The following is a 24,301-nucleotide window of genomic DNA, read 5'->3' as shown; positions in this document are numbered from 1 at the left end:
ACTGCAATGCAACGTTGTGGAAGTATCGGGCTCCAGTCCGGGCGTGAAAGTTCCTGGCAACCTTAATGGCGGAGCGCGATGCGAATTATCAATGACATGCGAGTTAGACGGCGTAGCAACCCCGGCTTGCAAACGAGCTTGGTAAACGACAGCATGGCGTCATGCTCACGCCCACGTTGCATACCGCCCGTCTGATCCTGCGGCCGCTGGCCCTCGCCGATGCGCCGGCGATCCAGCGCCAGTTCGACAACTGGAACGTGATCCGCAACCTCGCGGCCGTCGTGCCGTGGCCCTATCCTCCCGACGGCGCCGAGACCTTCGTCAGGCTGCAGCTCGACAGGATCGCAGCCGGCGAGGAGCTTTATCAATGGGTGCTGGTGCTGCGCGACGGTGACGGCGAGGCCATCGGCAACATTCACTTCCGGCCGCGCATGAAGTCGGTGAAGGGCCATCGCGGCTTCTGGCTCGCCGAGCCCTATTGGAATCGGGGACTGATGAGCGAGGCGATCGCCGCCGTGAACGACTTCGCCTTCGGTCCGCTCGGCCTCGATCAGTTCACCGTCTGCAACGTCGCGACCAATGTCGCGTCACGGCGAGTCAAGCAGAAGACGGGCGCCGAGTTCGTCGGCTTCATCGAGGTCGCGCACCACAATGGCGAGACCTGCTCCGAGCAATGGATCGTGCGGCGGGAGACGTGGCTGCAACGCCGAGCGAAGCAACGCGCTCCCGCCTGAGATCGTCGGCGCTACGCGCTCGCCGTCACGTCGAGCACCGCCTGCGCAAACGCTTGCGGCGCCTCTTGCGGCAAGTTGTGGCCGATGCCGCCGGTGATCAGCCGGTGCTCGTAGCGGCCGGTGAACTTCCTGGCATAGGCTTCGGGCGCCGGATGCGGCGCGCCGTTGGCATCGCCCTCCATCGTGATGGTGGGCACTGTGATGTCAGGAAAGGTCGCGAGCTTCGCCTCCAGCGCATCATATTTCGCCTCGCCCTGCGCGAGGCCGAGCCGCCAGCGATAGTTGTGCACGACGATGTCGACGTGATCGGGATTGTCGAATGCGGCGGCGCTGCGCGCGAAGGTGGCGTCGTCGAACGCCCATTTCGGCGAGGCCGTCTGCCAGATCAGCCTGGCGAAGTCGCGCCGGTTCTTGTCGTAGCCCTCGCGGCCGCGCTCGGTCGCGAAGTAGAACTGGTACCACCATTGCAGCTCGGCGGCCGGCGGCAGCGGCATGCGGCCGGCCTGCTGGCTGCCGATCAGATAGCCGCTGACCGAGACCATCGCCCTGCACCGCTCCGGCCACAGCGCCGCGATGATGTTGGCGGTGCGCGCGCCCCAGTCATAGCCGGCGAGGGTCGCGGTCCTGATCGCGAGCGCGTCCATCAGCGCGACGATGTCGGCCGCGACGGCGACCGGCTGGCCGCTGCGCAACGCGGTCGGCGACAGCAGCCGCGTCGTGCCGTAGCCGCGCAGATGCGGAATGATGACGCGATGGCCGGACGCGGCCAGCGCCGGCGCGACGTCGGCGAAGCTGTGGATGTCGTACGGCCAGCCGTGCAGCAGGATGACGACGGGGCCGTCGGCCGGACCTGTCTCGGCATAGCCGATGCTGATCTCGCCGGCCGTGACCTGCTTGATCGGTCCGAGCGACGTCCCCGCCCCCGGCCGGATCGCCGGCAGCTTCGTCGTCGCCTTGAAGCTCTGCGCCTGCCCAGCGCTGGAGCCGAGTTGAAAGGCCGCAACGGCGGTTCCGGCAAGGGTGAGGAAACGGCGGCGGTCGGGGTAAAGAACGGTCGGCATGGCGGAGGCTCCTGGTTCCGATGTGCGGTCCTTGTGCGCCATGCATCCGCGCGGCGCTTGGAGGAGGCATTGATTTTTCCTTGAGGCCGGCTTGATTTTGCGGATCGCGTGACGCGAGGGTGAAGCCGGCTGCCGCGGCGGCCAGGGCGGTGCATGTGGTGTATTGCTTCGACGATTTTTTGCTCGATCCCGGCCGCCGCGAGCTGCGCCGCGGCGACGACCTGGTTGCGATGGAACCGCAGGTGTTCGACCTGCTCGCGTTCCTGATCAGGACGCGCGACCGCGTCGTCAGCCGCGACGACATCCTCGCCGAGGTGTGGGGCGGCCGCATCGTCTCCGAGGCGACGCTGGCGAGCCGCATCAGCGCCGCCCGGAGCGCGATCGGCGACAGCGGCGAGGCGCAGCGCCTGATCCGCACCATTCCGCGCAAGGGCGTCCGCTTCGTCGGGGAAGTCCATGAGCAGGCGGACGCAGTGCAGACGCCGGCGGCGGTTTCGGGCGCGCAAGCCTTCGACGGCCCCGCCATCGCGGTGCTGCCGTTCACCAACATGAGCGGCGATCCGGAGCAGGACTATTTCGCCGACGGGATGGCCGAGGACATCATCACCGCGCTGTCCCGCTGCAGCGGCCTCGCCGTGATCGCCCGCAACTCCTCCTTCATCTACAAGGGCAAGGCCGTCGATATCCGTGCGGTCGGACGCGAGCTCGGCGTCGGTTACGTTCTCGAAGGCAGCGTGCGCCGCGCAGGGTCCCGCCTGCGCATCAACGGACAGCTGATCGATGCGGCATCCGGCGCACATCTGTGGGCGGAGCGCTTCGACGGCCAGCTGGACGATGTGTTCGCGCTGCAGGACCGCATCACCGAAAGCATCGTGGCGGCGATCGAGCCGACGCTCGAGCTGGCGGAAGGCGAGCGGCGGCGCGCCACGCCGCCGCTGCATCCGGACGCCTACGACCTGCTGCTGCGCGCCGCCAGCCTGCGTGACGCCTTCACGCCCGACAGCCTCGCGGCGGCGATCGCGTGTCTGGACCAGGCACTGGCGATCGATCCCGCCTGCGCGCCCGCGATGGCGGCTTGGGCCTATTGTCAGGCGCTGCGCCACTTCCAGGGCTGGAGCGCGCCGGACGAGACCTATCGCACGGCCGCCGTCGCGCGGGCGTGGCAGGCGTGCGAGCGTGCGCCCAGCGACGCGCAGGTGCTGTGGATGGCGGCCTTCGCGATCTGGAACATGGCCGAGGACATCGCCCCGGCACGGGAGCTATTCCGCCGCTCGCTTGCCATCAACCCGAACTCGGCGATGGCGCTGACCTTGAGCGGCTGGATCGAGATCATGGCCGGACACACGGCTGCGGGACGCGCGATGATCGAACGGGCGCGGCAGCTGAACCCGCGCGATCCGCGGGGCTGGTTCGCAGCCGGAGCGCTGGCGATCTGCGCGGTGGCGGAGGACGATCTCGCAGGCGCCATTCGATGGGCCGAGATCGCGCTGGCGCAGAACCGCCGTTTCGCTGTGGCGCTCCGCGTCCTGATCGTGGCCCTGGTCGGGACCGGTGAGATGTCGCGCGCCGGCGAGGTCGCGCGTCAGCTTCTGAGCCTCGAACCGGATCTCACCGTGTCCGGGTTCCTCGAACGGATCCCGTTTCCGGCCGGAATGCTCGCCACAACCTATGCGGAGGCGCTGCGCGCAGCCGGGGTGCCGCCGTGATCCCGTTCGCGTGCAGCGGACCCTGCTGCAACTGAAATTTTCGACATGAACGGCAAAGTTGCGAAACTTGGCTGGACCTCGTTCACACTACCTTAGGTTCCATTCCGTAATTTTGCGGAGATCGTCCCGGCGGCCATTTGCCGGACGGCGGAGGGGAATTGATGAGGAAATTGCTTCTCAAATTTTACGAGGATGAATCGGGCGCAACCGCGATCGAGTACGGCCTGATTGCGGCCGGCATCGCGCTCGCGATCATCACCATACTCAACAAGCTCGGACTGACCCTGGAAGGCATCTTCACGACCCTGACCACGAAGCTGAACGGCGGCTGATCGATCGATTGTCTGCAATGGCGTTCTCAGGACCGGAGCAATCCGGTCGCCATGGTCGGACTGGCCGGGCCTCGTGCCCGGCCTTTGTCTCTTGATCAGCTCCATTCTTCGATGGAGCGGCGCCGCAACCGACCTATCAGGGCGTCGTGCTGCGTCCAGCCTGCTCGCAGGCATTCGTGCAGCGCCGGCAGGACTCGGCGCCGATCCGGCAATGGGCATGCATCCCGGCGTGCTGCTCGCATTCCTCGGCACAGTGCCGGCATCAACGTATCCGGACGCGCTGACGCCTAACTCTGTTTCCGCCTGCATCCATCATCGATTGGGCGATCAAGTTCAATCGCGCGGCGCGACCTCAATCATCTCACGATCCGCGTGACGGAATTATCACCTCGCCGTGCGTCACGGCTTCCGGCATCTCATTCGCCCGCGCCTACGAGCGCCATTTTGCAGAACTGCCATCCGAAACCTTGCGGCGTGCGCGTATGGACGCACCCGTTGGGTTGAGGCACAACAGCTCTCGTCACTGACGTCGGCGGCCCGAGCCGCGGACCAAGAACGACGTGCGCAGGCAAAGCGCCGACGATGTGGAGGAATGGATGCTGATTCCGATGGCCGACGTACCGCGCTGGTATGCGGAGCGCAAACCCAGGGACAGCGTCGCGCTCCGGCACGGGACCGATACGCTGACCTGGGAGCAGCTCGAGCGCCGCGCCAATGCGCGTGCGCGCGCCTTCGCGGCCAAGGGCGTCAAGCCAGGCGACTTCGTCGCGATCGGCCTGCCCAACGGCAATGCGCTGTTCGAGACCAGCTTCGCGGTGTGGAAGTGCGGCGCGACGCCGACGTCGCTGTCGTGGCGGCTGCCGCGCGGCGAGGCCGCCGCGGTGCTCGAGATCCTCAAGCCGTCGCTGGTGGTCGGTGGCGAGGCCGACTGGAACGCGCCGAACGCGCTGCCGGCCGATTTCACGCCCGAAGGATTTTCGGACGAGCCGCTCACCGCGCCGGTGTCACGCTATTGGAAGGCGATGACCTCGGGCGGCTCGACCGGACGGCCAAAGGTGATCCTCGATCACCAGCCTGCGGTGACCGACACCGCCGCCGAGCCGCCGCTCGGAATTCCGAAGGGCGCAGCGCTGCTCAATCCCGGCCCGCTCTATCACAACGCGCCCTTCATCGTGTCGCATTACGCACTGTTCGCCGGCGGCAGCTTGACCGGGATGGTGAAGTTCGACGCCGAGGAGACGCTGCGGCTGATCCAGGCGCACCGCATCCAGTGGGTCAACTTCGTACCGACGATGATGCACCGGATCTGGGCGCTGCCGGAGGCGGTCCGGAACAGCTACGACGTGTCGAGCCTGAAGATGGTGTTCCACATGGCCGCGCCGATGCCGCCATGGCTCAAGGAAAGATGGATCGAGTGGCTCGGGCCCGAGCGCGTCCATGAGCTCTATGGCGGCACCGAGCGCCAGGGCCGCACCATCATCTCCGGCACCGAATGGCTGCAGCACAAGGGCTCGGTCGGCAGGATCGACGAGTCCTGCAAACTGCGCATCCTTGGTCCCGACGGCAACGATGTCGCGCCCGGCGAGAGCGGCGAGATCTACTTTCTTCCCGCTGATGGCGCCGGCAGCACCTATCACTATCTCGGCGCCGAGCCGAAACGGCGCGCCGACGGCTGGGAGTCGCTCGGCGACATCGGCCGGCTCGATGCCGACGGCTACCTCTATCTCGGCGACCGCCTCGCCGATATGATCCTGCGCGGCGGCGCCAACATCTATCCGGCCGAGGTCGAGGCGGCGCTGATGGCGCATCCCGACATCCGCTCCTGCGTCGTCGTCGGCCTGCCCGATCCGGAGATCGGCCAGCGCGTGCACGCGATCGTGGAGATCGACCGTGCCAAGGACGCGCAAGCCATTGTCGACGGCATGGGTGCATTCCTCGCCGACCGGCTCAGCCGCTACAAGCACCCGGAAAGCTACGAGCTGGTCGACGTGATGCTGCGCGACGATTCCGGCAAGGTCCGGCGCACCCTGCTGCGCGACGAGCGCGCAGCATGGATGAAGGATGGCCGCGACTTCCGTCTCGTGCCCGCGCGGGCGCGACCGGCAGCAGACTGACGGCCCGGAAATTTTTCGAACGTTTACGATGCTGGCGTAGACTCCGTGAGGGAAGGAGACTCCGCGCCATGATGTCGAGACGACGGTTTCTGCGCACCGCGGGTACGGCCGCAGCGCTGCCCTTTGCGCGGATGCCGCGGGCGCGTGCCGAGCTGCGCACCATCCTCAACGATGCCGGCCGGCTCAACCCGACGCCGGTCGCCAGACACGTGGTGATCAGCAAGCCCGCGACCGACGATCTGATCGCGCGGCTGCGCGCCGAGCTGAAGGAGGCTGCGGCCGCGAAACGCCCGGTGACCGCGGCCGTGGCCCGGCATTCGATGGGCGGCCAGAGCCTGCCGCGCGACGGCACCGCGATCACGCTCGACGGCGGCGCGATCGAGCTCGACACGGCGGCGAAGACCTATCGGACCGCGGCCGGCAACCGCTGGTGGGACGTGATCGCCGCGCTCGATCCCAAAGGCTTCTCGCCGGCGGTGATGCAGTCGAACAGCGATTTCGGCGTCGGCAGCACGTTCTGCGTCAATGCCCATGGCTGGCCGGTGCCCTACGGCCCGTTCGGCTCCACGGTGAAGTCGATCCGCATGCTGCTTGCCGACGGCACCTTGGTGCAGTGCTCGCGTAACGAGAATGCCGAGCTGTTCGGCCTTGCGATGGGCGGCTACGGCCTGTTCGGCATCATCGTCGATCTCGAGGTCGAGATGGTGCCGAACCTGCTGCTCGAGCCGCGCTTCGAGCGCATGGCGCCGGAGACGTTCGCGGAAAAGTTCACACAGAGCATCGACGGCGACGCCAATATGAAGATGGCCTATGGCCGGATGTCGGTGTCGCGCAAGGCATTCTTCGACGACGCCCTGCTCGTCACCTTCCGACCCGTCCCCGATGCCCCCGCGACCCTGCCCGCGGCAGTGAGCTCCGGCAAGCTCACCGGCGTCGCCAACACGATCTATCGCGCCCAGACCGGCTGGGAGGTCGCCAAGGGCCTGCGCTGGTTCATGGAGACGCGGCTCGGCCCCGCCATCTCCGACAGCCGCTACACCCGCAACTCGTTGATGGCCGAGCCGGTCGCCAATCTGGCGCAGAAGGACATGCACCGCACCGACATCCTGCATGAATATTTCGTGGCGCCGGAGCGGTTCGGCGACTTCCTCACCGCCTGCCGCGAGATCATTCCCAAGGCGCGCGCCGAATTTCTCAACGTCACCCTGCGCTACGTCGCCGAGGACAGGACACCCGCGCTCACGATCGCGCCGGTGCGCCGCATCGCGGCCGTGATGTCGTTCTCACAGGCCACCTCGCCCGAAGGCGAGATCGACATGCTGCGGACGACGGAGGCGCTGATCGACCGCATCACGGCGATTGGCGGCGCGTTCTATCTGCCCTATCGTCTGCACGCCCGCCGCGACCAGGTCGAGAAGGCTTATCCGGCGGCCGCGCACTTCGTCGCCGCCAAGCGGCAGTATGATCCGAACCTCCTGTTCCGCAACGCGATGTGGGACGCCTACTTCGCATGAATACATCAGCAGCAGATGGCTTCGCATTGGACCGCTATCGCATCGCCGCGCTGTCGCTCGCCATGGCGCTCCTGTTCGCCGCCGCGACCGACTACATCCCGGCCTTCATCGATGCGCAGGGCCGCGTGTTCGGCCTGTTCCAGCTCGACATCTACAAGGATGCGCTGCATGTCGCCTCCGGCCTGTGGGCGCTGGCCGCGATGCTGACCCGCCGCAGCGCGGTGTTCTTCCTGCGCGTGTTCGGCACGCTGTACTTCCTCGACGGCGTGATGGGCGTGTTCACCGGCTCGGGCTATCTCGACCTCTCGATCGTGATCGACGGCATCCGCAACACCTCGTGGCTCGTAAAGGTTCTCTCCAGCCTGCCGCATCTCGCACTCGGCGCGATCGGCATCGCTGTCGGCTGGTCGCCGTGGCGCACGCAGGCCGCCGTCGCATGAGCCTGCGTCGCAAAGCGCTATATCTCGCCGGCGCCCTCGTCGCTGCCGCCGCGATCGGCATCGCCGCCACCGTGATCAGCGTCGAGACGGTCTGCGTCGCCGACGTACCGACACCCGCCGTGACCTCGGAGTTCGGCATCACCGATCCCGCTTATGCGCGATCGCAGGGTGACAGCTTCCTGACCTTTCCGGAATGGTACATCGTCCACGCCTATGCCGACCTCGCTGCGGTGACCGGGCAGGCATCGGAATCGGACTTCCACTATTTGTCGAGCATCTCCGGCTTCTGGCGCAGCCTGTGCCGCGCCACGCGGCAGGCCGCGGGCTCCGGACCCGCCACCTCGGATCAGAAGCTGACGAACTACATCATCGGCTTCAGCTTCACCGCCGAGATGGCGCTACAGGGCGCTTACGAGAAGAGCATCGGAGCGATCAGCTGGGAGACCACGAACGGCGTCAAGACGGCAGAGGACGCCTTCAACCTTGCCCTGCTGAAGGACTACGCCGCGTTCCTCTATCAGACACCCTGGTATCGGTATCCCTTCGCCGCCAAGCTCGGTGAGTTCTGGCGCGAGACGCCCTTCGTGCCGTCGTTCCGCGCGATGGAGCGGCGCGTTTCGCTCAGCCTGCAATATGCAGGGCGCGCCGCCTATGCGGCCGTCATCGGCTATGCGGCAGGCTACGATCCGGCCGTGCTGACCATCCAGAGCGTCGTCACCGGCCTGCCCGCCGCCGAGCTTGCAGTCATTCCGGGAGTGAAGGTGATCCGCGAGGTCACGGACGCCAAGGGCGCGAAGGGCGTGCTGGTGGAGACCCAGCGCTACGCCAAGTTCGATGCCTTCGCCAAGGAGCTCGGCCGTCATGACGGTGCTTCGCTCGGCGAAATCGCAGGCAACCACCGCATCCTGGTCACGATCGTGGTCCCGCCCGGAGACGGACGGCTGGCAGCTTTCGACGGGCTGCCTATATTCAGCGTGCCGATCCAGTCCCGTCCCGGTGCCCGTCGCATCGGTGTCGACGTGCCGGTCCGGTCACTGGTTCAGGACATCACCCGTTTCGAAGCCGCGGGATATACGTTCGAGCATGCCTACGACTACTGACCAGCATCCCAGATCCCGCGCCGTTCCAGTGAAGGGCGTGCTGGCAGTTGCCTTCGCCTGGTTTGCGGGCATGGCTGCCATGGCGCTGGTGATCAAGCCGGATGCGGTGGTCGTGTTCGGTCCGCCAGACCGTGTGATCCCCGCGATCGTTACCGCCGATGGAGCCTTGCTCGACGCCGGGCGTTTCCACCTCTCGGCCAGAACGGGAGCCGCCACGGTCGGCAGCCTCTACGCCGCCGGCGCGTGGCTGGTCTGGCCCCTGATCGGCAGGGGCTGCGGCCGCGGGTAGTCGGTGAAGCGCAGTTCCTCCTCGCGCGAACGCGGAGCCCTCGGAACTGGCGCCGACGCCCAAAGATGTTAAGCTCGCGTTCACGCTGTGGCCGTCACGCGACACGAAGCAGAAGCTTGGTCGATGCACCCGGGGGTATCGACAGAGCAGGAGAACGAAATGCCTTCTTTGACCGAATGGAAAGTGCCGTCCGCCTTCCAGCCTCGCGCCGAAGACTATCAATATGATCTTGATCAAGCCCTGTCCTCGATCGTGGGCCTGCATGCCATCATTCCGTCCGACGCCTTCAGCGCGGAAACGCTGGGGACCGAGCGCGCCGGCAATGCCGTCGTCATCGACGACGGGCTGGTGCTGACCATCGGCTACCTGATCACCGAGGCCGAATCCGTCTGGCTGCACCCCAATGACGGACGCGTGGTCGAAGGCCATGTGCTCGGCTTCGACTTCACCACCGGCTTCGGCCTGGTACAGGCGCTCGGGTCGCTCGACCTGCCGGCGCTGCCGCTCGGCTCGTCGGCCGCTACCAAGGTCGGCGATCATGTCGTGCTCGGCGGCGCCGGTGGGCGGACGCGATCGGTCGCGAGCCAGATCATCGCCAAGCAGGAATTCGCCGGCTATTGGGAATATCTGCTGGACGAGGCGATCTTCACCCACCCCGCCCATCCGAATTGGGGCGGCACCGGCCTGCTCTCGGCCAAGGGCGAGCTGATCGGCATCGGGTCGCTGCAGCTGGAGCGCGAGCGCGACAGCAAGGACGAGCACGTCAACATGATCGTGCCGATCGATCTGTTGAAGCCGATCATCGATGATCTCAGGCGCTTCGGCCGCGTCAACAAGCCGGCGCGCCCCTGGCTCGGCATGTACGCGACCGAGGTCGACGATCGCGTCGTCGTGATCGGCGTCTCCGACAACGGTCCCGCGGCCCGCGCCGAGCTCAAGGCGGGCGACGTGATCCTCGGGATCAACGGCGACAAGGTGACGAGCCAGAGCGAGTTCTATCGCAAGCTCTGGGCGCTCGGCGCAGCCGGCGTCGACGTGCCGCTGACGGTGCACCATGAGGGCGTCACCTTCGACGTCACGATCGCCTCGACCGACCGCGCCAAGCTGCTCAAGGCCCCGCGGCTGCACTGAGGCGGCCGCGGGCCTGCACTCACGCGTTGACGTGCCAAGCCGCCGCGATCTGGTCGTGCAGTTGCGCATCCGTCGGCAACTGTGATGCCACCGTGGGATCGAAACCCGGATGCGCCTGGGCGTAGGTCGCCATGGCCTGCACGAGCTGCGAAACGTGCGTATCGATCTCGAGACCGCCGGCCTTGATCTCCTGCAGCTGATAGGAGCCGCCAAGGAACCAGTCGGCCACCGTGACCTGCTGATGGGTGCCGAGAATGTCGATCTCGAGATCGTTGCCCGATTTGACGAACCAGAAATTGTCGGCCGTGTAGGCGGTGCCGAAATCGAGCGTGCCGGTCGGCTTCGCCAGCGACGCGACGCCATTGATGATGATGTCGTTGCCGTCACCGGGCGCGTAGACATAGGTGGCGCCGACGCCACCAACCAGGATGTTGTCGCCGGCCCCGCCCTGCAGCACGTCACTGCCCAGACCGCCGATCAGCAGATCGTCGTTGGCGGTCCCGAACAGCATGTCGTTGCCGCCGCCCGCGATCAGCAGCGCACCATCGGTTGCAGCAATGGTCGCGCCCGACACTGGATCGATCGTCACCGTTGTCGCCGCGTCGCTCAAGGCTGCGCTGAGCCAGTCGAGATTGTCGGTCTTGCCGCCCCAGAGCACGCCGATCGCCATGTCGATCAGGCCAGCATCCTCGCCGTCGAAGCTGGCGACGGCATCGATGAGCGCGACCTTGCCCAGGATGTCGACCGCCGATCCCGTGTCCCAGCGCGACCACAGATCGGATGACAGGTCGGCGACCAGCAGGTTCTTGGCCGTGTCCTGATAGAGGATGCCGTGCTCGTGGCCGATCAGGCCGGGCGTCGTCGACATCACCTCGTCATGGTTCTGCGCCAGCAGCGCCGAATACTCGACCACGATCTCGGCCAGCGCCTTCTCGACCCCGCCATCTTTCAGATAGGTCGCAGCCGAGGTTGCAGTCACGCTGTTGCCGAGCACGCCGCCGCCGTTGAACAGGGCCTGCACGGCGCTGTTGCCGTAGCCGCTGGCGTCGGTCACCGCCGAATAGGCGATCATGTCCTTCATCTTGTCGGACGGCGCGCCTTCCCCGCTCACACCGGCCGCGGGAATGCCGACGGCCGAAGCAATCGCGTCATCCTGCAGCGGCGCCAGCAGCACAGCCGCCGCTTTCTTCCAATCCTGGGCACCGTTGTCACTCGCCCATTGCATCATCGTCAGCAGCGCGATCGAGTGCAGGCTGACCGGATCCAGACCGAGATCCGTGCCCGCGCCGAGCACGGTCTTCTGCTCGGACGAGATGCCGATCGCAGCATCGGCAATGGCGAGCGCGCCGGCGACCGGTCCGAGCTGCAGCAACGCCAGGGGTGCTTCCAGCACGGGCGCCGCGGCTCGGACATATTGCAGGATCTCGCCGGCGACGGAGACCATATGGATGTCGGAATAGCGCTCGACGGGGTGCGACGTCAGCGCGCCCCAGAAGCCGTGCAGCTGATCGTAACGGACCTCGGCGGCGAACTCGAACGGCATCGCGTCGTAGGCGTAGACCACCTTGTCGTTGAGCGCAGCGATGTAGCCGGCAAGTCCGCCGCCCAACGAATGGCCGGTCAGCGAGACGTTCGATGTCGCCCATTTCTTGTAGTAGGCTTCCGCATCCGGGAACTGCGTCGGCCAGCCGGTCAGACCGGCGCCGCCAAGCCACGACGGCACGTCGGCGAGACTGTCGGTGCCGCGAAACGAAATGATCCGTGTCGATGGATCGCCCGCGAGCTGATAGGTCGCGGCCTCGAAATTGTCGGCGGTCGAGGTCACGCTCGCCGCCACCAGCTCATAGCTCCCGATACGGTTGAAATTGACCGCAAGCGTCGGGTTGACGCCTCTGTTGTAGACGTCCATGGCGAGCACCGCGTTGATCAACGCGGCCGACGGCGACTTGGTCATGATGCGAATCCCCCCTCGGCAACCGATCGGCAGTTTTGACCCAGGGCGGAGATCCACGAGGAACCCTCCGCTGCGCCGCCGGCTCTCACCAAGTGCGACATCGCGCCCGAATTTTGTCAACCAACTATCGTCTCCGCGTGTATTCGCGCGCGACTCACCTGCCGCGCGCGATGGCAGCCTCCGCGCTGTGTTGACTTGCAGGAGCCGCATCGCGAGATTGTGGCTTCGCGGAGCGAACACGCGTTCGGAAAATGGTCATTGCCCGGACGTCCGATTTTGCGTTGCATGACAGCGCTCGCCGGCAAGCAGACGAGACGGCCAGACCCGCGTACCAAGGAGACCTGCATGACGGATGCCGTGGTGGATGACATTCTCATCGTGTTGCCGCCACTGCTGCAGACGCTCGAAGCCCTGTCCCACGTTGCACGCTACCTGAACCCGCCGGATTTTGATCGCGTGATGGCTGATGTCGGCGATCCCGAGCGGACGCTGCACACGGCGCGGATTCATCTCACGTCGTGGCCGGCGGACTTCGCCCATATCCGTATCGCCTTCGACACCGCGGCGGACGCCGCGCTGATGTCGTTTGCCGGCCTGCGCGCCGTTCAGCGCGGTGAGGGCGACCTGGTCGATGTGTTCAGGGCCCTTCGTCAATTGCCACGCGCACTCGAGGCGCTGTTTCCACTGGCAGCGACGCTGCCGCCGCTGAGCGAATTCTTCCTCGATCCCGCCGTCGATGGCGACAACGGGCTGCGCCAGTTGCTGGCCGCTTCTTCTGCAGGCAAGGACGCCGTGTTTCACGACCACAACGAGATCGGCAATCGCGGCGGCTTTTCGCTGTATGTGCCGGAATACTACACGGCGGACAGGGCTTGGCCGCTGGTCATGGCGCTGCATGGCGGCAGCGGCAACGGCCGCGACTTTCTCTGGAGCTGGCTGCGCGCCGCACGCAGCCTCGGCGCCATCCTGGTCGCCCCCACCGCGGCAGGACCGACCTGGGCGCTGATGGGCGACGACGCCGATACGCCAAACCTCCTGCGCATTCTCGACCTCGTCCGCAGCCGCGTCGCGATCGATCCCGCCCGCATGCTCCTGACCGGGATGAGCGACGGTGGCACGTTCTGCTACGTCAGCGGATTGGCCGCAGGCTCGCCGTTCACGCATCTTGCGCCGGTGGCCGCGACGTTCCATCCCCTGATGGCGGAGATCGCCGACCGGGACCGTCTGCGCGGCCTGCCGATCCAGATCGTGCACGGCCGGCTCGACTGGATGTTCCCGGTCGAGATCGCGAGGCATACGGCCGACGCCCTGGCCAAGGCCGGCGCCGACGTCGCCTATCGCGAGATCGACGATCTCAGCCATTGCTATCCGCGCGAGGCCAATGTCGAGCTGCTGCGCTGGCTGTTGCGCTGAGCTCGCCTCTCCTTGCTACGACATGGCTGATCGGCAATGCCGCCGACACAATGTCGGCGGATTTTGTCCGCATTGGTCCTGCTCGGTCATACAGCGGGGGCGCTGCACACGGGCGGCCATGACGCCGCCGAAGGTCTGCTCATGCCCTCGCCGCTGATGCCCTCGCCTGCCGCGTCCGTCGCGCAAGTCTCGTCCGCCCGCTCCTCCACCTCCGTCGTGCTTGCCAATGGCGTCAACCGTCTCGAGGTGACGCTGAAGCTCACGACCGCGATCCTGGCGCTGGCCGCCGGCGTCTACACCTATCTTGGCGTCCGCGAACTGCTCAACGGCAGTCCGACCACGGTGTTCTTTGCGGCGGTCATCTACTCCGTCGCGGTCTCGGTCGGCATCTACGCCTTCTGGGTGTTCATGATGCAGTTCATGCCGCACGTCACCAGCGCGATGGGGCGTTTGATGATGGTCGGCTGCATGCTGCTGGGCTCGCTGATGATCGTCGCGATGTCGTCCTGGCTGAATGCGTCGGCCCTGGCCGGCGCCGCGGCGATCCAGCAGCATCTCGCCATCACCGTGCAGAACTACACGAGCGACCTCGACAGGGCCAATAGCCAGGCCATCGCTGCGCAAAGCCTACTGCCCGATATCCAGCTCGCCTCCTCCCGCTTCGCCAAGCTGGCGGACGCCGAACGCGCGGGCTCGCTGACCGGCACCTCCGGATCGGGCACCGTGGTCCAGCTTCTCGCGCAGATGTCGACGCAACTCGACGGACTGGGACAACAGGTCCAAGAATCCGGCAAGCGCGTCTCTGCTCTCTACGAGCAGGGCGGCAAGAGCCTCGCCAAGATGCGCGAGCTGATCTCCGACCGCGGCCCGATCGCAACGCGCAGCGATGCCTTCGCCACGGAGTCGTTGAACCTGATGGGCGTGATCGCCAATCTGCAGCAGACCTCGGTGGCACCTGCGGTGAGGCGCGCCGCGGCCTCGCTGTCCGCCGGTTTCATCGCGCCCGCCGCAGGCGGACGCAGCGGCGACCTGGCCGAGCGCCAGACCGCCGTCGTCGGCAAGGTGGAAGGCGCGATCGCCACGCAGGCCGCCTCGCTTGCCGACGCCGCCGACAAGATCCTGGCGCTGCCGCGCATCGAGCCGACCCGCTTCCAGACGCTGTCGCCCGCTGAAGCCGTGCTGCGCTACGCCGGCGACTTCATCCCGAGCTGGGCGGGCGCGATCTCGATCGACCTGATGCCGGCAGTGCTGGTGCTGATCCTCTGCGTCGTCCATGCCGCCATCCGCCGCGAGGGCCTGCCCGCCGTGAGCGCCTCCAGCCTGACGGCCGCCGATCTCGTCACCGCATTGCAGATTGCGCGCGAGGTCGAGGACGCCAGGCGGGCGGCCGAGCGACGGCCAGCCGAAACGCCCACGGAGGCGCCTGCTGCATCAGCCGTTGAGCCAGCGCCGGCCGCGGCGGATGAGAACGTGACGTCGCTGTCATCAGCTCGAATCGGAAAGTAGTCCCGTGGCTTCGGCGCTGAACCGACGCGTCCATGCCTGGCTCGCGGGCAATCCCGATGAGAGCATTCTGCGTTGGGTCTTCCGCAGCATTCTCGTCGTCACCGTCGCGGTTCTCGCGGCGGACCTGCTCGAGTTGAATGCTCCGCAGGTGCCATCGGATGCAGCCCCGCCTCAGCTCGACATTCGGCGCGAGGCGCCGGACCTGCCGGCCGAATCACCATCCTTGCTGGCGCCCTTGATGAAGCGGCTGATGCCGCTGCCGCAGGGCGATCGTGCCTTGCAGCAGCCGATTCAGTTCGAGCTGCGCGGCGGCGGCCGGCTGTTCGCGACCGGCACGATCACACCCGGCAGCGCGCGCAGCTTTGCGGACGCAGTCGAACGTCATGGCGAATATATCAGGACGATCGTGCTGAACTCGCCCGGCGGCTCCGTCGCCGACGCGCTGGCGATGGGGCGACTGATCCGCGCGCGGAAATTCGCAACCGAAGTGGAGGCGGGAAAATATTGCGCCTCGTCGTGCCCGCTGGTGTTCGCCGGCGGTCTCGAGCGCCGGGCCGGCGAGCGGGCGATCATCGGCGTGCATCAGATCGCCGCAGTCCCCACGTCCGGGACCGCCGTGAGGTCCGGCGACGACATGAGCCTTGCGCAGAACATCTCGGCGCGGTGCCAGCGCCATCTCGCCGAGATGGGCATCGATCTGAAGGTCTGGGTGCATGCGATGGAGACACCGCATGACCAGCTGTTCACGTTCAAGCCCGACGAGATGAAAACGCTCAATCTCGTCACTTCGCTGCCGGAATCGCGGCCTGAAAAATCGCGCAGTTAGGTTGTCTTGATCGCGGCGGACCGGGACCGCGGCGAGCGCGGAACCAAGTTTCGACCGCGGCGTTGTTGGCCGTCACACTGGAGAACATGACATGCGGACATTCGTGGGAATGATCCTGGGGGCCCTCATCCTGGGGTTCGGCGTCTACATCCATGATTCGATGCAAACCTCCGAGGTCGCCAACGGGCCGACCGCGCAGACGCGCCGGACCATCGTGAACTGGGACGTCGCGGCGGATAGCTGGAATTCACTCAAGACCCGCGCGCATGACGACTGGGTTCGCATCTCGTCGAAGTAACGCGCACGACGCGGCTGTTTTCAAGGCGTCTCGGCCGTTGGTCGAGGCGCCTTTGCTTTGCCCATCAGTTGGCCGCCTTGGCCTTGCGCGCGTCGGCGATAACCTGCTCGAACTGCGCCATGGTCAGCACGCCGGGTACCCTGAACTTGCCGACGATGAAGGACGGCGTGCCGCGGAAACGCAAGCCCCGCGCCTGCTTGTCGTTGCGCGCCAGCATGTCGTCGATGGCCTTGGCGTTGGCGGCGAGGTCGCGCTTGGCGCGGTCGACGTCGACGCCTGCTCCCGCGAGCAGTTCGTCGATGCGCGGCTCGGTGAGCTTCGAGCTGACGCCGATCAGCGCCTCATGCGCCTTCGCATATTTGTCCTGATACTTGCAGGCCAGCGCCATCCGCGCGGCAACCACCGAAGTCGGCCCGAGAATCGGCCATTCCTTGAGAACCCAGCGCACCTTGCCATCGTCATGGATGACCTGCTGCAGTTCGGGATCGAGCTTGCGGCAATACGGGCAATTGTAGTCGAACCATTCGACGATCGCGATGTCGCCCGAAGGATTGCCGAGCACCGGCGCGTCGGGGTCGCGCAACACCGCGCCCTCGTCGGGCTCGTCGGCGTCCTCGGCGCGACTGTCGCGGGGCCACAAGGAAAGCGCCGCGCCTGCGCCAAAAAGCGTCAACACGTCACGCCGGCTGCTGGCGGAGGTGATCGCAGTCGAGGGGACGCACTTCATCGAGGTCAGCTCCAGATATGCAGCAGGCTGCGCGTCAGCATATACAGCGCCACCACCGCGATCACGACGGAAAACACCACGTTCAATGCGCCGCGCCGTTCGGAGAGATGGCGCGCCAGGCGTGTGCCGGCAAGACCTCCGGCGATTCCGCCAGCGATGAACAGTCCGGCGAGATCCCAGGCGACGAGCCCTGACCAGGCATAGCTCGCCGCGGTGGTGAGCCCGAAGGTCGTCACCGCGACCAGCGACGAGCTGACCGCATTCATGATCGGCATGCCCGTCGCAGCCATCAGCGCCGGCACGATCAGGAAGCCGCCGCCGATGCCGAAGAAACCGGACAGCGTGCCGGTGGCGAGGCCGAAGCCGACGACCGCCGGGACGTTGGCCATGCTCATCTTCACATCGGGGGTGCCGATGCGGGCGCGCGTCTTCAGCATCAGCATGGCGATGACCATCATCACCAGCGCGAACAGCGCCAGCAGCTTCTGGCCGTCGACCATCTTGCCGAGCAGCGAGCCGATGAAGGCGCCGACGATGCCCGCCGTTGCGAACAGCGCCGCGATCGGCCAGATCACGGTGCCGCCGCGCGCATGATTGGCGAGATTGATGGCCGCGTTGGTGGCGACCGCGATCGCGCTCGAGCCGATCGCGATGTGCGGCTCGGGCACGCCGACGACATAGACCATCAGCGGCACCGCGAGCACCGAGCCGCCGCCGCCGACGAGGCCGAGCGAGAACCCGACCATCGCGCCGCAAAACAGGCTGAGCACACCTTGGACAGCAGAGATCATGGCGAGAGCAGGGTCATTTCCCGCACAGGAAGGCAAGCCCCAAAATCACCGGAGCAGCAATGCCGCCGCCACCGCTGCGAACCGCCGCGCGACCGGCGCCGATCCGAGCCCGGCCGCGGTCTCGCGGCGATGCGCGGCGTCGAAAGCGTCGACCGGACGCATGATGCCCCCGGCCGCCGGCAACGTCTCGTCAGCCCGGATCAGGCAGCGCCCTTCAGCTTCTTGGTGCATTCGCTGTAGTAGCCGCCGCCCTTCTGGATCCACTTCAGGCCGCCATTGGCGTTGGTCGCCTTGTTGGCATTGTACTGATCGACGCAGGTCTGCAACCGCGCCTTGCCGGGCTTCTCCTTGGCGTATTTCGGGTCCACCGCGTTGGGGAACACGGCGGGACCGGTCGGCGCGGGAGCGGCCTCCTTGGCTTCGGATTTCGCCGCCTTGGCCGGCTTGGCCTCGGCGGCAGGCGCGGCCGGAGCCGCCGGAGCCGCGGCCGCGGCGGCATCGCTGCCGCACTGGGCCTTGCGGAAGTCGTTCCACTTCTGGCCGCCCAGCGTGCCGGCCTCCTTCGCCTGCTTGTACTTGGCGCTGCATTCCTGCGCGGTCAGCGCCTTCGCCGGGGCGGCGGCGAACGTCGCGAGCCCGATCACGGCCAGCGTAGCGAGTGACGAAGCAACCAATGATTTTGCGTGAAAACTCATCCTCGATCTCCCTGTGGAGCATGATGGAATGGGACGGTAATTCTAGCGAGACGCCCGCGACCGACAAAGCAGGCGGGAGCGTGGCCGCGCGAAAATATAATTTGCGTCGCGCGGCGATCCGGCTCATTCCATTCACTGCGGGTTCAGCATCGCCGGACATCGCGCCGTGCCTTTCGTTCGAGGACTTCAGCATGAGATTCACTGCCCGGGCGGCGATTGCGGCCATAGCAATTGCCACCCTGTGGACCGCCGGCCCCGCCTGCTCGCAGCCCGGATTGACGCTGCCGGCGCGGCCCGATGCCGCCACCGACAAGTTCGCCAGCCTGGATAAGGCGGCGCGGCGGACGATTTCCGTTGCCTGCTCCAAGGAGGCTGACGAGCAGGGGCTGAAGGGCAAAGCACGCGGCAAATTCCGCTCGGCCTGCAAGCGCGACAAGGCGGCGGCGGCGGCCGCCGCGGCGACACCCGTGCCCGCTCCCGCGCCGACGCCGGAGAAGCCGAAATGACCGGCACCTGCGGGTGCACGCGCGCATGGCGCCTGCGCAGCGGCGGGAATTGTTCGCGCAGGCAGGTTTTGGCATAAGGCGCCGTGCGCCAGATCATCTCCTCCCTCCCCTTTGAGCTGCCGAGCCGCGCCAAGACCCTGAGCGCGATCGAGACCCTCGTGCTCGGCACCGCCGGCGGCCTGATCTTCCTCGTCGCCCATCTGCCTGGCGGGCTGATCTCCGGCGCGATGATCGCGACCGCGATCGCCGCAATCGCCGGCCGCCCGCTGGCGATGCCGCCGATCCTGACCCAGACCGTGCTGCTGCTGCTCGGCATCTCGATCGGCGCCGTGGTCTCGCGCGAGCTGATCAACCATGTCAGCGCCTATCCGGTGACCATCGGCCTCCTGGCGCTCGCGACGTTCTGCTCGACCTTCGGCTCCAGCCTCTATCTGCAGCGCGTCCATGGCTGGGACCGCACCTCGGCGCTGCTCGCCGGCAGTCCCGGTGCGCTGTCGCAGATCACGATGCTCGCGGTGGAGCGCGGTGCCGACCTGCCGGCGATCGCCGTGGTGCAGACGCTGCGGGTGATCATCCTGACGGCGGCGCTGCCGCTGGTGCTGGCAGTGGCTGGCGTCGCACCGGCGGCGCCGATCTCGCTCGGCCAGAGCGTCGCCTCGCCGCTCGGCCTGCTCGCACTGCTGGTGGCCTCGCTGGTCGCGGCGATGCTGATGCAGCTGATCAGGTTTCCGGCCAGCTGGCTGTTCGGTGCGATGGTCGCCAGCGGCGTCCTGCACGGCACCGGCCTCGTCGAGGGCGGCCTGCCGGAATGGATGCGCGGCGTGGCGCTGGTCGGCATCGGCGCCTTGATCGGCAGCCGCTTCGCCCGGATGCGGGTGAAGACCCTGGTCGGCCATATCAGGGCTGCGTTGGGCTCGTTCGCGATCGCGGTGGCGATATCGGCGCTGTTCGTCACCGTGATCGTGCTGGTGACGCATGTGCGCTTCTCCGACACCATTGTCGCGTTCGCGCCCGGCGCGATGGACGCGATGATGGCGCTGGCGTTGACGCTGCACATCGACCCGATCTTCGTCGGCGCGCATCACCTGTCGCGCTTCGTGTTCGTCACCATCGCCACCCCCGGCATCGTCCATTTGTTCGGACGGCCGCAGGAGGACGTCGACGACTAGGCGCGCTTCCGGGCGATGCCCCAGCCCGCGATGGCGGCGATCAGAAGCGAGATCAGCACGCTGTAGCCGGCGAGCGACAGGCCGAGGAAGCGCCACTGCACCTCGTCGCAGCGTACGACCTTGACGCTGTCGAGCCGCTCCAAGAGGTTGCCGGCGCTACCGAGATTGCCGATCGGCCCGGTGCATTCGGTCGGCCCCGGCCAGAAGCCCCATTCGACGCCGGAGTGATAGACGCCGAGCCCGGCATTGCCGAGTGCGGCCAGCGCCACCACGCCGACCCCGGCGAGCACCAGCGCGCGCGGCGCGCCGCCTTTGGCGGCGAGCGCGATCAGCAGCCCGAGCGGCACGATCGCATAATAGGCCCAGCGCTGCTTCAGGCAGAGCTCGCAGGGCTGCAGGCCCCAGACCAGCTGCATGTACCAGGCGCCGGCCAGGGTCGCCGCCGCGATGCCGGCCGCGAGCAGCGCCGCCGCCACCGCCGGGCTCATGGCTCCCGCCGCGGGGCGCGCCATCACAGACGTATTGGTCATCGGTCCTCCCGAACGGGGCTGCATCCGGTCCCACGCCGGGCCGTCCCGGCTCCTACTCCGGCCAGCGAAAGCTGTCGAGATGCGCGCCCATCACGTCCGTGCGGGTTGACCCGGCCCGGCCGCCCGCTATAGTCCGCCCGCTTCGCTATGGTTCCTGCACAGGCCCGGCGAATGCCCCTGTGGCGGAACTGGTAGACGCGCTCGACTCAAAATCGAGTTCCGCAAGGAGTGCTGGTTCGATTCCGGCCAGGGGCACCATTTGGGCGTTCGCCAGCGTGTTTCACCCTCAAAATCAAGCTTAAGCCGCCGTTTGCCCTTCGCCGGCGTCCGCCCCGTTCTGTTGGTATCCGCCCCCTATTTCCAGCACCTGAAGCCGGCAGCGAAAGACGACAAACGCTCAAATGAAGGCGGGCTCTTCATGCTCGTCACCGCGACCGGATCGTAGCTTTGGCGCTTCGCCTATCGCTACGGCGGCAAGCAGAAACCGCTCGCCAACTAACCTCCGTAGGCTTCCTTCGCTGACAAGCGTGGGTCAGTCGAACGCCGGCGGAAGCCCCAACTCGGGGATCCTGTCGCGCTGCGGATCCTGGAAGTCGAACAGCATGCGCCCGGGAATCTTGCCAATCTCAAGATTTTCGATCAGGAACGCGCGAACACCGAAGTGGCCCTTGAAGTCCTGCCGCACCTTGTCCCAGTCCGAGAAGGCGCAGAACTTCTCCTTGGGAATCGTGCAGGGTTGGGTCGGTGGATTCTTCTGCGAGAAGCCGAGCGGATGCCAATCGCGGTAGAGGCCGCCGACGAGCTCCTTGGCGGCGTAGTGCCCGCAGAAGAAGGTCTGCGCCAGCTCGCAATAATGCGGGTAGAACGGCTTGAAGTTGTCGATACGGTAGGTCTGAATGCCGGTGTCGCCGAACTCCTTGAGCTCCGCGTCGTGAAGCTTGCCCGGCTTGAGAAAGCGATCCTCCGGCGCAACCCCGGCCTCGACATTGCTGACGACCTGCAACAGACCCCGCGCATTGGCCGGATAGAGATCGATCTGCAGGGGAAAGATCACGACTGATACACGGTATCCGGCGACATAGCCGATGCCGAACAGGTCGAGCGCTTCCTTGACCGTATGACCCTTCAACTCCTCGTAGTCGGCGACGAAGGAATATCTCTGCCGGGGCGGACCGAGCTGGGTCAGCGCGTCGATGCCGAGGGCGGCATCGGAGGGGCTGCGCGAGATCATGCGGATGACATAGCGCACACGTCTGTTGCTGGCGAGATCGTCGATCGCTTCATTGACCGATTTCCTGCGAATCGGATCCTGCGACACGTAGAACAGCGCCAGCGACGGACCGGCCGCGGAGAACAGGATGCCACCAACCAGGCAAAGGAAGAACGCCGCCTTGAAGAACGAGGTGACCTCTTCCGGTTTTGACCTGAGCGCGATGCAGGCGAACACCGTGGTGATGAGCAGCAGGATCAGTCCGACCGCCAGCAGCGCTGCGGTCGAGGATGAGGCGAGCACGAAGCTCAGCACCTGAACGAAACCATCGATGGCCTTGTCCATATCGTCTCCCTCCGTCGTGAAGCCGTAGAGCTTCCAGAACCCGGTCATGACTACCGGCTCAGTCCTTGTCGGCGGTGCAGCGTCCGCCCGAGAAGCCAGCGAAGGCGGCACAGGTCTTGAAATTGAGCGAGAGCTTGTACAGGTCCGTTCGCTTGGCCGTCTCCTCGTTGCGCCCGTTCTGGTAGGAGAAGGCGAGCGCGACGTTCGCGCGCAGGCCGACGAAACCTGCAGGACGCGGCCTGCAGGTTTCATCTGCCGCTCGCCGCATCACTTGCCAAACAGAGGACCGACGGACGGAAGAATGACCGCCGTGACCGTTCCCTTTGCGCCGTCCGCAGACGGATTGCCGAAGCCGAGGTTTGCAGGCGACGGGAAATTGCCTGGCGATCCTCCACCCGTGCCCTTGCACCAGCCATTGGCCGGCGCGCCCTGGCCGCCGGGGCCCGGATTGCCCGGGCTGCCGCCCCGACCGGGGAGCCCGGCCCGCCCGCCGACATTGTTGATCCGCGAATAGCTCAGGACTTCGTAGGCAGGTCTGGTCGTGACGAAGACGAGATCGGCGCCTTGTCCCCCAGCGCCGGCGTCACCGCCGCGTCCTCCGGGACCGGCAGCGCCTCCCGTCCCGCCGGGGCCGCCACCCTCCTTGCAGTCGAACAGACTCGTGGCCCCTTCCTTGCCGTTTCCGGCCCGACCGCCGTTGCCACCTTTTCCCCCGGTCCCACCATCGCCGCCGTCAATGCCGCGGAAGAGAAGGACGAGGTTGAGAAGACCAGCCGGGATCGGCCCTTTCGGATCGGAGAGCTCTCCGGCGACCAGATAGACGTCGGGCAGTTGCCGGGTCTGTCCGGCCACGGCAGGCCCGCCAGGGCCGCCGGGATAGCCTGGATTGCCGGTCCGGTTGGTCTCGCCGGGATTGTCGGCGCCATTGGGACCTGCAGGGCCGTCACTGCCGACGGCGGCCACGGCCTGCGGATCGCGCTGGATGATGCTGTAAGTGTCCGGGTTGGCGAACTTGATGCGTTGCGCGGCCACCACGATGTAGGGATAGTTCAATCCGGTCAGCGTCAGCTTTGCCCCCGCCGCGAAGGAAATCTCGTCTGCCTTGATGATCTGCTGCGCGAATTTCTCCTCACCGCTGATCGGAATCAGCGTCTGCGTCAGCGGAGCCGCCTTGATCGCGGCCGCGATGTCGGGCGGCAGTGAGCCTGTCGGAATCTGCTGTTGCGCCAGAGCGACGCTGGGCAACAGCATGGCGGAGCAGGCCATCAGTCGAAGACTCTTCATCTGCAATCTCCTCAGGTCATCATGATTGTTTGAATCAGCGGCCCGCTTTCGAGACGCCGCGCCTGGACGGCGAGCTGCCATCCAGGTCGCCGAACAGCGCCTAGCGAGATCCCGGAATCGGGAAACGGACGTTTCCCTCGGCGCTGTTGCGGGTCACGTTGCCGCCGAGCGAGACATCGCGGTTGACGTTGAGCCGCGGCTCGTTGGTGGAAGGATCACGGCTGATGTTCGGATAGTTGGTCGGAGGCGGAGCTGGAGCGTGGAAGTTCTGCAACCGCTCGCTGTCGGTTTGTTGATGCGGCTGATAGCTCGGCACCAGGTCCTTGAGGTTCTGACCGGAGGCCTGGGACATCAGCAAGGGCGAGATGATCAAGCCCATCACGATACGGATATTGGATCTGCGCATTGAATCCTCCTGTTGTCTCGTTTGCACGGGAGGAACTATGCCAAGATGGTGTGAGACGATCGTCAGGACATCGCAAGAGCATCGTCAAAAATGCATTGGAACGACGCCATCTGCACTCACGCACTTGCGCTTACGACGCGCGTCGGCAACGGCGCGGCGCAAGAAGTATCGGATGCAGGCTGGGAGTCGAGGCGCTCCTGTGCTGGCTCACTGTCTGCCA

The 24,301-nt window shown here is 66.4% G+C and carries 25 protein-coding genes and 1 tRNA gene; 16 read left to right on the top strand and 10 right to left on the bottom strand.

Annotated features, from left to right (window positions below; all coding sequences use genetic code 11):
- The first annotated feature begins 161 nt into the window (after positions 1-161).
- Positions 162-734, top strand: coding sequence for a GNAT family N-acetyltransferase (locus QX124_RS29100; RefSeq protein WP_315798996.1), 573 nt, complete (start codon positions 162-164; stop codon positions 732-734).
- An 11-nt stretch (positions 735-745) separates the two neighbouring features.
- Here the strand turns inward: QX124_RS29100 and QX124_RS29095 are convergent, their stop codons facing one another.
- Entirely contained in the window at positions 746-1,795 is a 1,050-nt protein-coding gene (locus QX124_RS29095; RefSeq protein WP_315772755.1) for an alpha/beta hydrolase, read from the bottom strand.
- A 155-nt stretch (positions 1,796-1,950) separates the two neighbouring features.
- On the opposite strand from QX124_RS29095, the gene QX124_RS29090 reads away from it, so the two are divergent.
- The 8 genes from QX124_RS29090 to QX124_RS29055 all read left to right on the top strand — a co-directional run bounded on the left by QX124_RS29090 (position 1,951) and on the right by QX124_RS29055 (position 10,421).
- Positions 1,951-3,501 (top strand): winged helix-turn-helix domain-containing protein, encoded by a 1,551-nt coding sequence (locus QX124_RS29090; protein WP_315799010.1) that lies wholly within the window; start codon positions 1,951-1,953, stop codon positions 3,499-3,501.
- A gap of 161 nt (positions 3,502-3,662) precedes the next feature.
- Positions 3,663-3,833, top strand: a complete 171-nt coding sequence (locus tag QX124_RS29085) for a Flp family type IVb pilin (RefSeq protein WP_315736183.1) — start codon at positions 3,663-3,665, stop codon at positions 3,831-3,833.
- Between the two features lie 596 nt (positions 3,834-4,429).
- Positions 4,430-5,947, top strand: a complete 1,518-nt coding sequence (locus tag QX124_RS29080) for an AMP-binding protein (RefSeq protein ID WP_315798995.1) — start codon at positions 4,430-4,432, stop codon at positions 5,945-5,947.
- 68 nt (positions 5,948-6,015) lie between these two features.
- The gene (locus QX124_RS29075; protein WP_315798994.1) at positions 6,016-7,461 is read left to right on the top strand and encodes an FAD-binding oxidoreductase; all 1,446 of its coding nucleotides are present in this window, start codon (positions 6,016-6,018) and stop codon (positions 7,459-7,461) included.
- Positions 7,458-7,901, top strand: a complete 444-nt coding sequence (locus QX124_RS29070) for a DUF4383 domain-containing protein (RefSeq protein ID WP_315798993.1) — start codon at positions 7,458-7,460, stop codon at positions 7,899-7,901. Before QX124_RS29075 ends, QX124_RS29070 begins: the two co-directional genes overlap by 4 nt.
- A complete protein-coding gene (locus QX124_RS29065) occupies positions 7,898-9,001 on the top strand; it encodes a hypothetical protein (protein WP_315798992.1) in 1,104 nt (367 codons plus the stop codon). The genes QX124_RS29070 and QX124_RS29065 overlap by 4 nt, the downstream gene beginning before the upstream one ends.
- A complete protein-coding gene (locus tag QX124_RS29060) occupies positions 8,985-9,290 on the top strand; it encodes a hypothetical protein (protein ID WP_315798991.1) in 306 nt (101 codons plus the stop codon). Before QX124_RS29065 ends, QX124_RS29060 begins: the two co-directional genes overlap by 17 nt.
- A gap of 159 nt (positions 9,291-9,449) precedes the next feature.
- Positions 9,450-10,421, top strand: coding sequence for a S1C family serine protease (locus QX124_RS29055; RefSeq protein WP_315716217.1), 972 nt, complete (start codon positions 9,450-9,452; stop codon positions 10,419-10,421).
- 19 nt (positions 10,422-10,440) lie between these two features.
- On the opposite strand, the gene QX124_RS29050 is transcribed toward QX124_RS29055, so the two are convergent.
- Positions 10,441-12,375 carry a calcium-binding protein gene (locus tag QX124_RS29050; protein ID WP_315798990.1) on the bottom strand — a complete coding sequence of 645 codons (1,935 nt, stop codon included), beginning with the start codon at positions 12,373-12,375 and terminating at the stop codon, positions 10,441-10,443.
- A 345-nt stretch (positions 12,376-12,720) separates the two neighbouring features.
- Here QX124_RS29050 and QX124_RS29045 point away from each other — a divergent pair, with 345 nt between their 5' ends.
- The 4 genes from QX124_RS29045 (at position 12,721) to QX124_RS29030 (ending at position 16,418) form a co-directional block, all read left to right on the top strand.
- Positions 12,721-13,788 carry a phospholipase gene (locus QX124_RS29045; RefSeq protein WP_315782999.1) on the top strand — a complete coding sequence of 356 codons (1,068 nt, stop codon included), beginning with the start codon at positions 12,721-12,723 and terminating at the stop codon, positions 13,786-13,788.
- Positions 13,789-13,929: 141 nt separating this feature from the next.
- Positions 13,930-15,294, top strand: coding sequence for a hypothetical protein (locus QX124_RS29040; RefSeq protein ID WP_409997767.1), 1,365 nt, complete (start codon positions 13,930-13,932; stop codon positions 15,292-15,294).
- 4 nt (positions 15,295-15,298) lie between these two features.
- Complete coding sequence (locus QX124_RS29035) at positions 15,299-16,120, top strand: hypothetical protein (protein WP_315798989.1); 822 nt, start codon at positions 15,299-15,301, stop codon at positions 16,118-16,120.
- Between the two features lie 91 nt (positions 16,121-16,211).
- Positions 16,212-16,418 carry a hypothetical protein gene (locus QX124_RS29030; protein WP_172111383.1) on the top strand — a complete coding sequence of 69 codons (207 nt, stop codon included), beginning with the start codon at positions 16,212-16,214 and terminating at the stop codon, positions 16,416-16,418.
- 64 nt (positions 16,419-16,482) lie between these two features.
- Here QX124_RS29030 and QX124_RS29025 read toward each other — a convergent pair whose 3' ends face one another.
- The 3 genes from QX124_RS29025 to QX124_RS29015 all read right to left on the bottom strand — a co-directional run bounded on the left by QX124_RS29025 (position 16,483) and on the right by QX124_RS29015 (position 18,631).
- Entirely contained in the window at positions 16,483-17,145 is a 663-nt protein-coding gene (locus QX124_RS29025; protein ID WP_315798988.1) for a DsbA family protein, read from the bottom strand.
- A 5-nt stretch (positions 17,146-17,150) separates the two neighbouring features.
- A complete protein-coding gene (locus tag QX124_RS29020; protein ID WP_315798987.1) occupies positions 17,151-17,936 on the bottom strand; it encodes a sulfite exporter TauE/SafE family protein in 786 nt (261 codons plus the stop codon).
- 200 nt (positions 17,937-18,136) lie between these two features.
- Positions 18,137-18,631, bottom strand: a complete 495-nt coding sequence (locus QX124_RS29015) for a hypothetical protein (protein WP_315755910.1) — start codon at positions 18,629-18,631, stop codon at positions 18,137-18,139.
- Positions 18,632-18,822: 191 nt separating this feature from the next.
- On the opposite strand from QX124_RS29015, the gene QX124_RS29010 reads away from it, so the two are divergent.
- On the top strand, positions 18,823-19,137 hold the full coding sequence (locus QX124_RS29010; RefSeq protein WP_315798986.1) for a PsiF family protein: 315 nt from the start codon (positions 18,823-18,825) through the stop codon (positions 19,135-19,137).
- A gap of 83 nt (positions 19,138-19,220) precedes the next feature.
- Positions 19,221-20,306: an AbrB family transcriptional regulator gene (locus QX124_RS29005; RefSeq protein ID WP_315798985.1), complete on the top strand. Its 1,086-nt coding sequence runs from the start codon at positions 19,221-19,223 to the stop codon at positions 20,304-20,306.
- Here the strand turns inward: QX124_RS29005 and QX124_RS29000 are convergent.
- Positions 20,303-20,836: a disulfide bond formation protein B gene (locus QX124_RS29000; RefSeq protein ID WP_315798984.1), complete on the bottom strand. Its 534-nt coding sequence runs from the start codon at positions 20,834-20,836 to the stop codon at positions 20,303-20,305. The genes QX124_RS29005 and QX124_RS29000 overlap by 4 nt on opposite strands.
- Positions 20,837-21,009: 173 nt before the next feature.
- On the opposite strand from QX124_RS29000, the gene QX124_RS28995 reads away from it, so the two are divergent.
- Positions 21,010-21,094: transfer RNA gene (locus QX124_RS28995), tRNA-Leu, on the top strand.
- 274 nt (positions 21,095-21,368) lie between these two features.
- On the opposite strand, the gene QX124_RS28990 is transcribed toward QX124_RS28995, so the two are convergent.
- From QX124_RS28990 to QX124_RS28975, 4 genes are all read right to left on the bottom strand, one after another.
- Complete coding sequence (locus QX124_RS28990) at positions 21,369-22,439, bottom strand: hypothetical protein (protein WP_315798983.1); 1,071 nt, start codon at positions 22,437-22,439, stop codon at positions 21,369-21,371.
- 10 nt (positions 22,440-22,449) lie between these two features.
- A complete protein-coding gene (locus QX124_RS28985) occupies positions 22,450-22,659 on the bottom strand; it encodes a hypothetical protein (protein ID WP_315798982.1) in 210 nt (69 codons plus the stop codon).
- Positions 22,659-23,675, bottom strand: coding sequence for a hypothetical protein (locus QX124_RS28980; protein ID WP_315798981.1), 1,017 nt, complete (start codon positions 23,673-23,675; stop codon positions 22,659-22,661). The genes QX124_RS28985 and QX124_RS28980 overlap by 1 nt, the downstream gene beginning before the upstream one ends.
- 100 nt (positions 23,676-23,775) lie before the next feature.
- Positions 23,776-24,081: a hypothetical protein gene (locus QX124_RS28975; RefSeq protein ID WP_315798980.1), complete on the bottom strand. Its 306-nt coding sequence runs from the start codon at positions 24,079-24,081 to the stop codon at positions 23,776-23,778.
- Between the last annotated feature and the right edge of the window lie 220 nt (positions 24,082-24,301).

Origin of the sequence: Bradyrhizobium sp. SZCCHNRI3043 (assembly GCF_032377735.1) — a bacterium.
Lineage (GTDB): Bacteria > Pseudomonadota > Alphaproteobacteria > Rhizobiales > Xanthobacteraceae > Bradyrhizobium.
The sequence above is the reverse complement of the archived record's forward strand: the minus strand, read 5'-3'. Positions and strand labels throughout refer to the sequence as shown.

Excerpts from the sequence above, each read along its gene's own strand:
- QX124_RS29100 (WP_315798996.1), top strand. The coding sequence starts at position 162 with ATGCTCACGCCCACGTTGCATACCGCCCGTCTGATCCTGCGGCCGCTG.
- QX124_RS29095 (WP_315772755.1), bottom strand. The coding sequence starts at position 1,795 with ATGCCGACCGTTCTTTACCCCGACCGCCGCCGTTTCCTCACCCTTGCC.
- QX124_RS29085 (WP_315736183.1), top strand. The coding sequence starts at position 3,663 with ATGAGGAAATTGCTTCTCAAATTTTACGAGGATGAATCGGGCGCAACC.
- QX124_RS29080 (WP_315798995.1), top strand. The coding sequence starts at position 4,430 with ATGCTGATTCCGATGGCCGACGTACCGCGCTGGTATGCGGAGCGCAAA.
- QX124_RS29075 (WP_315798994.1), top strand. The coding sequence starts at position 6,016 with ATGATGTCGAGACGACGGTTTCTGCGCACCGCGGGTACGGCCGCAGCG.
- QX124_RS29070 (WP_315798993.1), top strand. The coding sequence starts at position 7,458 with ATGAATACATCAGCAGCAGATGGCTTCGCATTGGACCGCTATCGCATC.
- QX124_RS29065 (WP_315798992.1), top strand. The coding sequence starts at position 7,898 with ATGAGCCTGCGTCGCAAAGCGCTATATCTCGCCGGCGCCCTCGTCGCT.
- QX124_RS29060 (WP_315798991.1), top strand. The coding sequence starts at position 8,985 with ATGCCTACGACTACTGACCAGCATCCCAGATCCCGCGCCGTTCCAGTG.
- QX124_RS29055 (WP_315716217.1), top strand. The coding sequence starts at position 9,450 with ATGCCTTCTTTGACCGAATGGAAAGTGCCGTCCGCCTTCCAGCCTCGC.
- QX124_RS29050 (WP_315798990.1), bottom strand. The coding sequence starts at position 12,375 with ATGACCAAGTCGCCGTCGGCCGCGTTGATCAACGCGGTGCTCGCCATG.
- QX124_RS29045 (WP_315782999.1), top strand. The coding sequence starts at position 12,721 with ATGACGGATGCCGTGGTGGATGACATTCTCATCGTGTTGCCGCCACTG.
- QX124_RS29040 (WP_409997767.1), top strand. The coding sequence starts at position 13,930 with ATGCCCTCGCCGCTGATGCCCTCGCCTGCCGCGTCCGTCGCGCAAGTC.
- QX124_RS29030 (WP_172111383.1), top strand. The coding sequence starts at position 16,212 with ATGCGGACATTCGTGGGAATGATCCTGGGGGCCCTCATCCTGGGGTTC.
- QX124_RS29025 (WP_315798988.1), bottom strand. The coding sequence starts at position 17,145 with ATGAAGTGCGTCCCCTCGACTGCGATCACCTCCGCCAGCAGCCGGCGT.
- QX124_RS29020 (WP_315798987.1), bottom strand. The coding sequence starts at position 17,936 with ATGATCTCTGCTGTCCAAGGTGTGCTCAGCCTGTTTTGCGGCGCGATG.
- QX124_RS29015 (WP_315755910.1), bottom strand. The coding sequence starts at position 18,631 with ATGAGTTTTCACGCAAAATCATTGGTTGCTTCGTCACTCGCTACGCTG.
- QX124_RS29010 (WP_315798986.1), top strand. The coding sequence starts at position 18,823 with ATGAGATTCACTGCCCGGGCGGCGATTGCGGCCATAGCAATTGCCACC.
- QX124_RS29000 (WP_315798984.1), bottom strand. The coding sequence starts at position 20,836 with ATGACCAATACGTCTGTGATGGCGCGCCCCGCGGCGGGAGCCATGAGC.
- QX124_RS28990 (WP_315798983.1), bottom strand. The coding sequence starts at position 22,439 with ATGACCGGGTTCTGGAAGCTCTACGGCTTCACGACGGAGGGAGACGAT.
- QX124_RS28985 (WP_315798982.1), bottom strand. The coding sequence starts at position 22,659 with ATGCGGCGAGCGGCAGATGAAACCTGCAGGCCGCGTCCTGCAGGTTTC.
- QX124_RS28980 (WP_315798981.1), bottom strand. The coding sequence starts at position 23,675 with ATGAAGAGTCTTCGACTGATGGCCTGCTCCGCCATGCTGTTGCCCAGC.
- QX124_RS28975 (WP_315798980.1), bottom strand. The coding sequence starts at position 24,081 with ATGCGCAGATCCAATATCCGTATCGTGATGGGCTTGATCATCTCGCCC.